At 65.3% G+C, this 8,986-nt stretch carries 12 protein-coding genes; 7 read left to right on the top strand and 5 right to left on the bottom strand.

Translation table 11 applies throughout. The features are described from left to right. On the top strand, positions 1 to 194 hold a 194-nt coding region (locus FJV41_RS52825), incomplete at its 5' end, for a hypothetical protein (protein ID WP_281291624.1). Positions 195 to 321: 127 nt separating this feature from the next. Here FJV41_RS52825 and FJV41_RS45770 read toward each other — a convergent pair. Next, the gene (locus tag FJV41_RS45770; protein ID WP_141648940.1) at positions 322 to 645 is read right to left on the bottom strand and encodes a hypothetical protein; all 324 of its coding nucleotides are present in this window, start codon (positions 643 to 645) and stop codon (positions 322 to 324) included. Positions 646 to 1,097: 452 nt separating this feature from the next. Between FJV41_RS45770 and FJV41_RS45765 the strand changes: the two genes are divergently transcribed. Beyond that, a complete protein-coding gene (locus FJV41_RS45765) occupies positions 1,098 to 1,640 on the top strand; it encodes a phage terminase large subunit family protein (RefSeq protein ID WP_246137830.1) in 543 nt (180 codons plus the stop codon). A 159-nt stretch (positions 1,641 to 1,799) separates the two neighbouring features. Next, the gene (locus FJV41_RS45760) at positions 1,800 to 1,991 is read left to right on the top strand and encodes a transposase (protein ID WP_141648939.1); all 192 of its coding nucleotides are present in this window, start codon (positions 1,800 to 1,802) and stop codon (positions 1,989 to 1,991) included. A 254-nt stretch (positions 1,992 to 2,245) separates the two neighbouring features. On the opposite strand, the gene FJV41_RS45755 is transcribed toward FJV41_RS45760, so the two are convergent. The 3 genes from FJV41_RS45755 to FJV41_RS45745 form a co-directional block, all read right to left on the bottom strand. Further along, a complete protein-coding gene (locus FJV41_RS45755) occupies positions 2,246 to 3,709 on the bottom strand; it encodes an MAC/perforin domain-containing protein (RefSeq protein ID WP_141648938.1) in 1,464 nt (487 codons plus the stop codon). 389 nt (positions 3,710 to 4,098) lie between these two features. Further along, complete coding sequence (locus FJV41_RS45750; protein WP_246137829.1) at positions 4,099 to 4,338, bottom strand: hypothetical protein; 240 nt, start codon at positions 4,336 to 4,338, stop codon at positions 4,099 to 4,101. A gap of 121 nt (positions 4,339 to 4,459) precedes the next feature. Then, entirely contained in the window at positions 4,460 to 4,717 is a 258-nt protein-coding gene (locus tag FJV41_RS45745) for a hypothetical protein (protein WP_246137828.1), read from the bottom strand. 326 nt (positions 4,718 to 5,043) lie between these two features. On the opposite strand from FJV41_RS45745, the gene FJV41_RS45735 reads away from it, so the two are divergent. Genes FJV41_RS45735 through FJV41_RS45720 form a run of 4 tightly spaced genes read left to right on the top strand, consistent with a single transcriptional unit; the run spans position 5,044 to position 8,378 of the window. After that, on the top strand, positions 5,044 to 5,244 hold the full coding sequence (locus FJV41_RS45735; protein WP_141648936.1) for a hypothetical protein: 201 nt from the start codon (positions 5,044 to 5,046) through the stop codon (positions 5,242 to 5,244). After that, entirely contained in the window at positions 5,241 to 7,040 is a 1,800-nt protein-coding gene (locus FJV41_RS45730; RefSeq protein WP_141648935.1) for a phage portal protein, read from the top strand. The genes FJV41_RS45735 and FJV41_RS45730 overlap by 4 nt, the downstream gene beginning before the upstream one ends. Then, positions 7,037 to 7,318, top strand: a complete 282-nt coding sequence (locus FJV41_RS45725) for a hypothetical protein (protein ID WP_141648934.1) — start codon at positions 7,037 to 7,039, stop codon at positions 7,316 to 7,318. Before FJV41_RS45730 ends, FJV41_RS45725 begins: the two co-directional genes overlap by 4 nt. Next, on the top strand, positions 7,299 to 8,378 hold the full coding sequence (locus FJV41_RS45720; protein WP_141648933.1) for a head morphogenesis protein: 1,080 nt from the start codon (positions 7,299 to 7,301) through the stop codon (positions 8,376 to 8,378). The genes FJV41_RS45725 and FJV41_RS45720 overlap by 20 nt, the downstream gene beginning before the upstream one ends. A gap of 85 nt (positions 8,379 to 8,463) precedes the next feature. On the opposite strand, the gene FJV41_RS45715 is transcribed toward FJV41_RS45720, so the two are convergent. Then, positions 8,464 to 8,679, bottom strand: a complete 216-nt coding sequence (locus FJV41_RS45715; protein WP_141648932.1) for a hypothetical protein — start codon at positions 8,677 to 8,679, stop codon at positions 8,464 to 8,466. Positions 8,680 to 8,986 lie beyond the last annotated feature (307 nt).

Below are 8,986 nucleotides of genomic sequence, written 5' to 3'. Positions count from 1 at the left end.
TGGAGGCATGCGGACTCCAGCGGCGCAACGAGCGCGAAGAGTGGGAGCTGACGGACGCGGGCCGGGACTACGCCGAGGCCGTCCCCTTCAGCCGCAACGGCCATGCCGCCTACCAGCTCCTCTGGCGGCCCGAAGTGCTCGGCGTCCTGGAGGATGCCGCGCGTTCCTCGTCGATGACCGTCGGCCTCGGCTGAAGGAGGACACTGTGACGCTCGGCATCGTCAAGCGCACCGAGGACGACCTCACCCAGTGGCTCGCCACCGAGTCGGGATTCATCTCCGGCCTGTGCCACTACGACAATGAGCCGGTGGTGCTGGAGCCCTACCAGCAGGCTCTGCTCGACAACCGCTCCCGCTTCCGCTGGGTGGCGAAGAGCCGCCAGGTGGGCTTCTCGTTCCTCTTCGCGTTGGAAGCCCTCGCGCGCTGCCACCTGCGTGACGGCCACACGGCGGTGTTCGTCTCGTACAACTTGAGCGACGCCGTGGAGAAGGTGCTCATCGCCCGGCAGGTGTACGAGGAGCTGCCGACCGCATTCCAAAAGAAGCTCGTCACCGACGCGAAGACGGAATTGGCATTCGAGTCCAACGCCAAGGGCCGCCGCGTCTCGCGCATCATCTCCGTGCCCTCGAAGCCACCACGCGGCAAGCGCGGCGACGCGTACCTCGACGAGTTGGCCCACTACGTGAACGACCGCGAGGTCTACACCGGCAGCACCGCACTCATCCTTCGCTCCCATGGGCAGCTCACAGGCTGCAGCACCCCGCTGGGCCGGCGCGGCATCTTCTGGGAAATTGCCTCGCAGGAGCTGCGCAAGTACCCGCACCACACGCGCCAGCAGGTGCCCTGGTGGCTGTGCCGCTTCTTCTCCCTCGACGTGCGGCGCGCTGCGGTGGAAGCCCCACTCATGTCCACCGAGGAGCGCGTCGTTCGCTTCGGGCGCCCCGTCCTCGTCGAGCAATTCGACTCGCTCCCCTTGGAGGACTTCCAGCAGGAGTTCGAATGCCTTTTACGTCGACGAGTCCTACAGCTTCCTGCCCTACGAGCTCATCCTCCCGTGCACCACCGACGAGCTGTCGCTGGCCCAGGATGGGTCCGACGTGCCCGTACCCCAGGGCCGCCTGGTGGCGGGCTTCGACGTGGGCCGCACCCGCGACAGGTCCGAGCTGGCAGTCTTCGAGGAGGTGGCGGGCCGCTTCACGTGCCGAATGCTCCGCAGCTTCGAAGGCGTGCCCTTCGCGGAACAGGAGGCACACCTCCGCCGACTCCTCTCCGTCCTGCCGGTGGCGCGCCTGTCCGTCGACCGCAGCGGCATCGGAATGAATCTCGCGGAGAACCTCGCCCGCGACTTCCCCCAGGTGGTGGCGGAGAACTTCACCAACGAGTCCAAGGAGCGCTGGGCCACCGACTTCAAGATTCTCCTCCAGCGCCGCGACGTCACCCTGCCGCGCGAGCGTGAGCTCGTCGGTCAGATTCACTCCATCAAGCGCCGCGTGCTGCCCTCGGGGAAGGTGTCCTTCGACGCTGAGCGCACCAACCGCGGGCACGCTGACAAGTTCTGGGCAGTGGCACTGGCCTGCCAGCGCGAACGAGGGCTCGAGCGACAAGAGACCGGGGAGATCGGCGTGCGAGTAATCGGGTAGACTGGAGCGCTCGCGCCCCATGGAACGATACGCCGCCTAGGTTCCACGGCACCGCTCCTTCAGATATCATGGGATGCCGTGCATGCCGAAGGCGGCGCCGTCATCGCTAACACACCCTGTGACGCCGATCACATCCGAGCCAACGTCTGGAAACTCGGAATGAAGCCTGTCATTCACCCTCACCCGAGCCGGAAACACCCGCTGAAGCTAGACCGGGCGCACTACCGATTGCGCTATCAAGTCGAGTGCTGCTTCCACGACCTTAAGCGCTTTCGAGCTGTCGCCACCCGCTACGACAAGGCGGCGAGCAGCTATCTTGCCGTCCTGCACGTCGCAGCCATGGCGCTCTAACCGCATTAATTAGGGACAGCCCCAAGCCAGGTCCCATTGGTCGTCGCGCTGAAGCAAACTCATCATCTACCAAGCATCCTGCCGCCCCTTCCACGGACGGTGATTCGAACGAGGCATTCGGCACGAAGCAAGGGCTCGATGGTCGAGTGCGTCCGGTTCATGCATGTGAAATCGACGGGCATCGGTCGAGCACGTGCCCTTCGACCGATGCCGAAGTCCGATCCGGGGAGCTCGATATTCCTCGCGAAACGTGGTCAGGCGGGCGTCAATTTCCAGGGAGCCAAATCGTAGAAGTTGTCCTTGTGATAAAGCTGCACCTCATTCCCAGTGAAGCTCAAATGGTAGTCCGTGTACTTATCACCCTTTTCCGCGTCCCAGCGGCTGCGGATGTAGTACTCGTCTTGCTTCCCGGGAACGGGGATGAATTTCCAGGGCACCCTGTCCACATAGTCGTCCTTGGCACAGAGTGTGACGATGTCGCCACTGAAGCTCACCCACTTGTCCACTTGACCATCACGCTGGGACTCTTTCCATTTATTCTGAATGTAGAACTCGTCCGGCCTGTTGGGAACGGGAACCAGCAGCCAGGGAACCAAGTCCTCCGTGTTCGTTTCGTCGTAGAGACTGAGGGTGGTTTTGGTAAAGGAGAGGTGCTTGTTGACGCGCCTTTCGCCCACGTCGGCACGCCAGCGATTCCGGATGTAGAACTTCCTGTTGGCGAGCTTGGCTGGGTCCGGTCGAATATAGGCATTCTTGGCCGCGTATTCTTTGACCGCAGTCTCCATCCACGCGCGCTTGTCGACAATCTTCGCATCGTCCTTGAAGTAGACGGACGTGAAGAGTTCGTACAGGGGGCGCAACTTCATCTGCACGGGCTTCGGGTCATTGCGGACCGTCTTCACCCACTCATCGAAGTTCGAGTTGGGTGTGCCTCCCACCCATCGGAGCTGCTCGACGTTGACCCCACTCTTCGTTTCGAGGTCCGCACTGGAAGAGGAAGAAGAGCTGGCGCCCGTGTTCGCCGTCACCTTCTTGTAGGTTCCTTCGGCGGAAGAGGAGACGTTCGTTCCGGATTCCGTGAGGCTGCGATACGTCTTGGTGCTGATTTTGATGCGCTGATACATCCGTCCACCGAACGTCACCTCGTGGGCATAATGCGTGCCATAGGTCTTGATGAAGGTCGCACATTGTTCCTTGGACGTGAGCGCCTTGACGGCCGAGACGAGCTTCGCGTTCAAGCTCAAGGATTTTTGGAAATCCTCCTTGAAACAGATGGAGCAATCTTCGAAATAGCTTTGGACGAAGGTCTCCATGGTTTCGTTGGTGCTCGTGGTCCTGTTGAACTCACTGTATGTCTTACTGTGACTGAAAGAGACGAGCCCTGGAATGCTGAAGCCAAAGCTCACCGTCTTCTCAAGGGACGAGCTCATGTCCACCGAAGAGAACCACGTCTCAGCGCGGGAGGCTCTCTCGCCTCGGGACTCGGAATGATGCTCCGTTCCTTGGGGGATGAGGATACTCTGATCCGTGGTCGCTTGATCCACGGCCTTGGACGGAATGTCGATGGCGCGCTCGTCCATGCCACCACCACCGTCCCTCTCCCTTGCGCTCAAATCGAGCGGGTCTAGCCTGATAAAATCGTAGCAGCGCCCAAGGAAGTCGATATTGGGGTAGGGGATGGTGCCCGTGTAATTGATGACAACTTTTTCTTCGGCCATCTCAGCCCTCCAAAAGCCCAGGGTGAAGGCATGCGCCTACCTGGAGCGGATGTCTCGGCACTGGTTTCGGGGAACCGTGCGATTCGAGCGAAAGAGCACGGGCGCTGGCCCCGGGGCAATTCCGATTTTGTCGAATATCGTGAATGCGACGATGGACTCCGACGAACCGACGGTCATCCGTTCGCCATCCAACCGTGCTCTCGATTCTTTCCTGACACCAGGGACAGCCCGTAGCGCAACGCTGCAGTCGCAACCCGTGCTCTGAAAGAAGGCGCGACTCGCTCAGCCCTACGATGACGACTTGGCTGGGTTAACGTATCCCCAAACAGATGAAGGCCAGCTCATCGAGGCGCACAGGCTTTCGCTTGGAGTGTACTCACCCTGGAATGTTATCGGAGGAGGCAAGAGAGGACAGGCCCGAGCCAGCGCGTGCATACCCGGGTGTCATGCTCGCGCAACTGCGGCACCAGCAGTCGGGCGTAATCAGTGTCGGGCGTGGGGTGGCGGGACTTCTCCTCGAGCACGAGATAGTCGCCCGCCTCGACATAGCCTCCAGGCTGCGTGCTCGTGTCCGGCAGCGCGAAGCCGCGCAGGCGCGCGGGCAGCCTCGCGACACGGTAGGTGTCCATGGTGTCTCCTCCACGTTGAAGAGGGGCTCCAACGTGTTCGCCATGGACGAAGAGACAGAGCCGGTCCTGCCATGAGGAGCGGGGTTCGTGCGGCCCACTCTTCGCGCGGGCGCAGCGCGCGTCAGGGCCCCCAGTCCGCGTCGGGCGCGTCATCGTCGTCCGCGCGCCACGCGCCGCAGTGGATGCAGAACACCCACCCCACGTAGCCGGCCAGGGCAGCAGGGTGCTCGGGGTACTCATCGGCCGTCACGAGGTAGTCACTCGGATGGTGTGCCTCGTCCTCTCGCTCGGAGCACGGACATGGGCACGTCGTCACGCCGGCCGTCGTGGCGGCAACGTCACCGGCGGGCGCGATGCCGCGCGCGTCCTCTTCTCGCATCAAACACTCCGGGTTTGGATTCATCAGCAGCCCTCCCAATCGTCTCTGTGACTCTCGGCAGCGGGAGGCGCCTTCACGCATGCGCTTCGGCTCGCGCGTGGGCTCCATCGTCAGCCGCAGGTGTTGCCAATAGCGCTCTGTCCCCCGACGAAGGCAACTCATTGAAGCGCAGGTCCTGAGCGAAAAGCGCGCGCCGGATGTCCCCGAAATTGGGCCCGAGGCCTTTGTCCTCGCTGGAGGTGAGGCGCGCGGCCCCCAACGCCCTCGCACATCGAGGGCCCCCCTCCCACCGCGCGCCTTGCCTCCACTTGGTGCGGGAGGCCCGTGTGCAGAGCGTCGTCCGAGTCTTCGTCCTCTCTTCTCCCTCGGGCGCTCCACACCCCGGGCCGGAGTTCACCGTCGAGGCCTCCACCCATGACGGACTGCTGGAGGCAGTCCACGCCGAGTTGGCGGCACGCGGCCACCGCGTGCGCGCCGTCTCGCATACCCCTACGGGACTCCTGGCTTACGTGGAGGACCGGTCGTGACGGTGCCGGCCGAAGTCCACCAAGCCGAGGAGCGACTCCAAGCCATCCTCAAGGCGGTGGTGGTGGGAGCCCGTGTCGACGAACCCGCCAGTCGCCCCGGTGGAGAGGACGCCTTGGCCTTCAGCGAGGCGGGTGCGCTCCAGCCCCCGTATGAGCCGGAGGCCCTCTGCCTCCTCGTCGAGCACTCCAACTCCTTGAGACAAAATGTCGACGCCTACGCCGTCAACATCGACGGCTTTGGCTACCGCTTCGAGCCCTTCATCGACTTCGACGCCGACGGGGCCCGGGAGAAGGTGGCCGACGCCATGGCCCTGGAGCGTGCCGCCGCCCATGACGCGGGCACGCTGCCGCCAGGGATGCCGCTGCGCCCAACGGACGAGGAAGTCACCACCCACGCCGAGGAGGTACGGCAGCAGGCCCGAATGGAGAAGGCTCGCCTGGAGTCCTTCTTCGACTTCTGCTGCTTCGACGGCAGCTTCGTCGAGCTGCGCCGTCGCACCCGGCACGACGTGGAGGTGACGGGCAACGCCTATTGGGAGGTGCTACGCGACGGCAAGGGCGACATCGCCCGCTTCGTCTACGTCCCCTCGTACACGGTGCGCCTCCTTCCCTTGGACAAGGAGGCCGTCGAGGTGCGCGAGCGCGTGCGCATCTCCGCCGTCAGCTTCGACACCGTCACCACCCGTCGGCGCCTGCGCCGCTACATCCAGGTGCAGGGCAGCGAGCGGGTGTACTTCAAGTCCTTCGGGGACTCGCGCGTCATCTCCCGCCTCACCGGCCGCGTCTTCCCGGACGTCACCACCCTCAAGGCCTCGGACGCCTCGGACGGCCCCGCCACGGAGCTCATCCACTTCGCCATCCACTCCCCGCGCTCGCCCTACGGCATTCCCCGCTGGGTGGGCACCCTGCTGTCCATCCTCGGCTCGCGGCAGATGGAGGAGGTCAACTACCTTTACTTCAACAACAAGAGCGTCCCGCCGCTCGCGCTCCTTGTCTCCGGCGGGCGGCTCTCCGACGCCTCGGTGCCGCGCATCGAGCGCTTCATCGAAGAGAACCTGAAGGGGAAGGCGAACTTCCACAAAATCCTCATCCTTGAGGCGGACGGAGCCGGCACCGGCGACGGGGGCCGCGCGAAGATTGAGCTGCGCCCGCTGACGGACGCCCAGCAGCAGGACGCCCTCTTCCAGGAGTACGACCAGCGCAACATCGACAAGGTGGGCAGCGCCTTCCGCCTGCCCCCGCTGCTGCGCGGCGACGGGCGAGACTTCAACCGCTCCGTGGCCGACGCCCAGTTGCGCTTCGCGGAGGACCAGGTCTTCCAACCTGAGCGCGACGAGTTCGACTTCCTCCTCAATCGCAAGGTGCTCGCGGACATGGGCGTGCGCTTCTGGCGCTTCCGCAGCCAGACGACGGCCACGAGAGACCCGGAGCGCATGACGGAGATGGTGGAGCGCCTGGTGCGCGTGGGCGTGCTGACGCCCGAGGAGGGCCGCCACCTGGCCGGCGACATCTTCCATCGCGAGTTCAGGAAGATTGCGGATGACTGGGTCCGACGCCCCCTCACACTCACTTTGGCGGGCATCCAAACCGGAGTGGAAGACTTGAAGCCCCGGAAGGACAAGGACTCGTTGCTGGGCGAGGCCAAGCGCCTCTTGGGGCTGAGAGAAGAGCTTCGGGCCGAGGAGGAGCGCCTGGCCCAAGGACGCCTGGCGCTCGCCCGTCGGTACATGGACACCGAGCACGTCCCGGTTCCACGGGCGGAGTTCGACACCTGGTTCTCGGGGCACTCCACATGACACCCGAGCAGCTCCAGCGAGCGTGGGTGCTCCAGGCCCAGGCCGACGCCGAGCGCGGTGTCCTGGACTGCCGCATGTGCCGAAAGCGCGGTCCCCTGGAGGAGACGACGACGCTGTGGCGCAACGGCCTCCTCGTCTTCGCCCTGTGCGACAGGTGCGCGGCCAGCCACGACGTCGTCTTCTCCCCCACTCCGGCGGGTGTCGAAGTGCGCGCCAGGCGCCGCAGGGCCGTGGAGCTGGTGGCGCAGGAGGTGCCCCGTGTGCACGGCCCCCGCTGACAGCCTCCTCCTCCTGCACGAAGCGCGGGCGGTGGCGGACACCCTCCTGGGAGACGTCCTGAGACTGCCGGTGGCCAAGGCCCTGGACGTCGGCACCGCCGCAGGCATGGACCGTGCCGTGGCCCTGCTCGCCGCGCGTCTTCGCCGCGCCGTCGGGCGCGCGGACGTGGATGCCATGCGGGAGGCGGTGGCCGTCCTCGACGTGGACTGGAGGAAGACGACGGCGGCCCAGCGCAGGCGTCTCGTCGCCCAGTCCCTGGAGGCCGCGGGCCGGCGGACAGCCCTCATCCCTTCCCGCATCCAGGCGCCCCTCGGCGACGCAGCCGAGGAAGTGGTGGCGTCCACCCGCAACCACGCCCGGCGAGAGCAGGGCCTCGCCCTCGCCGCCCGCTTCAACGCCGTCGACAGGCGCGTGGCCCAACACATCGTCCGCACCCAGGGCCACTTCGTGCGGGACGAGTACGGGCGCCGGCTGGACGCCTTCGGCGAGGAGGCCCGGCGTCTCGTGGCCGAGGGGCTGGAGGCAGGCCTTTCGCGAAGCGACATCGCCGAGTCCTTGGAGAGGGCCGCGCGCGGCGCACTCATCGAGCGCGCCCCCTTCTACTGGGAGGTGGTGGCGAGCCACTTCATTGGCCAGGGGCGCTCCTTCGCCCAGGTGAGCAGCTACGCGGAGGCCGGCATCCGCCGCTACCGCATCGAGGCCATCCTCGACGAGGCCACCACCCAGGTGTGCCGTTTCCTCCACGGGAAGACGTTCGCCGTGGCGGATGCCCTCCAACGCTTCGAGCGACTGGAGTCCCTCAAGCGCCCGGAGGATGTGAAGCAGGAGCTGCCCTGGGTGCGGGAGCGGCTCGACGCGGACACAGGGCGCGCCCTCCTCTACGTCAACCGAGGTGGCCAGGAGACGCGCCTGGCCGAGGTGCTCCGCTCCGCCGCTGGCACCCGCGACGACGTCGGCGAGTTCCGTTCGCTCGCTTCAGACGGACAGCTCGCGGAGGCGGGCGTGGGCTTCCCGCCGTACCATGGCCTCTGCCGCACCACGACACTGGCCGTCGTGTGAGGGGCTTAAGGACTCATGGCGTGACGATGGCCGCGAACAGACCCCGGAATTGCCCTACCCGACTCGGACAGGCAGTCATCGGTGATTAGGGACTCGGCGGCTCGCTCTCCAGCTCCACAATGGCGTCCTCCGGCACCACGTCGCCATTCGCCCGATGCTGACGCAGGTGCGTGGCCATCTCGACCGCCGTTGCACAGCGAAACTGCTGGCTGACGCTGGGGCATCGCTCGCAGGTGAATCCCCCACGAGTGTCCTCGTACACGTAGACGTCCGAATCGCGGCCGAAGCGTGCGTATGCCATCAGCAGGTTTCCTCTCGGTACTCGCGCGAGGGCAACAGTCTCAGTCTTCGGTGAGGGAAGTGCCACACCGTCCTAACGGAATCAGCCGTGGGACTACTCCATCCTGAAAACGTAGCGATGTCCCCGATTTCGCGCCGCAGGCCTTTGTCTCTTTCGGAGACGAAACGCCATGCAGGCCACCTCGACACCGACCCCCACCTCACCTCCGACGCCGGAGGGCAACACGACGACGCAGGAGTCGACCTCCACGGCCAAGGCCGAGGCGACGCCCATCGTCTGGCCTCGCGACCTCAATCTCCCCACCTCG

This window comes from Myxococcus llanfairpwllgwyngyllgogerychwyrndrobwllllantysiliogogogochensis, from assembly GCF_006636215.1.
GTDB lineage: Bacteria > Myxococcota > Myxococcia > Myxococcales > Myxococcaceae > Myxococcus > Myxococcus llanfairpwllgwyngyllgogerychwyrndrobwllllantysiliogogogochensis.
The sequence above is the reverse complement of the archived record's forward strand: the minus strand, read 5'-3'. Positions and strand labels throughout refer to the sequence as shown.

Excerpts from the sequence above, each read along its gene's own strand:
- FJV41_RS45760 (WP_141648939.1), top strand. The coding sequence starts at position 1,800 with ATGAAGCCTGTCATTCACCCTCACCCGAGCCGGAAACACCCGCTGAAG.
- FJV41_RS45750 (WP_246137829.1), bottom strand. The coding sequence starts at position 4,338 with ATGGACACCTACCGTGTCGCGAGGCTGCCCGCGCGCCTGCGCGGCTTC.
- FJV41_RS45745 (WP_246137828.1), bottom strand. The coding sequence starts at position 4,717 with ATGCGAGAAGAGGACGCGCGCGGCATCGCGCCCGCCGGTGACGTTGCC.
- FJV41_RS45725 (WP_141648934.1), top strand. The coding sequence starts at position 7,037 with ATGACACCCGAGCAGCTCCAGCGAGCGTGGGTGCTCCAGGCCCAGGCC.
- FJV41_RS45755 (WP_141648938.1), bottom strand. The coding sequence starts at position 3,709 with ATGGCCGAAGAAAAAGTTGTCATCAATTACACGGGCACCATCCCCTAC.
- FJV41_RS45715 (WP_141648932.1), bottom strand. The coding sequence starts at position 8,679 with ATGGCATACGCACGCTTCGGCCGCGATTCGGACGTCTACGTGTACGAG.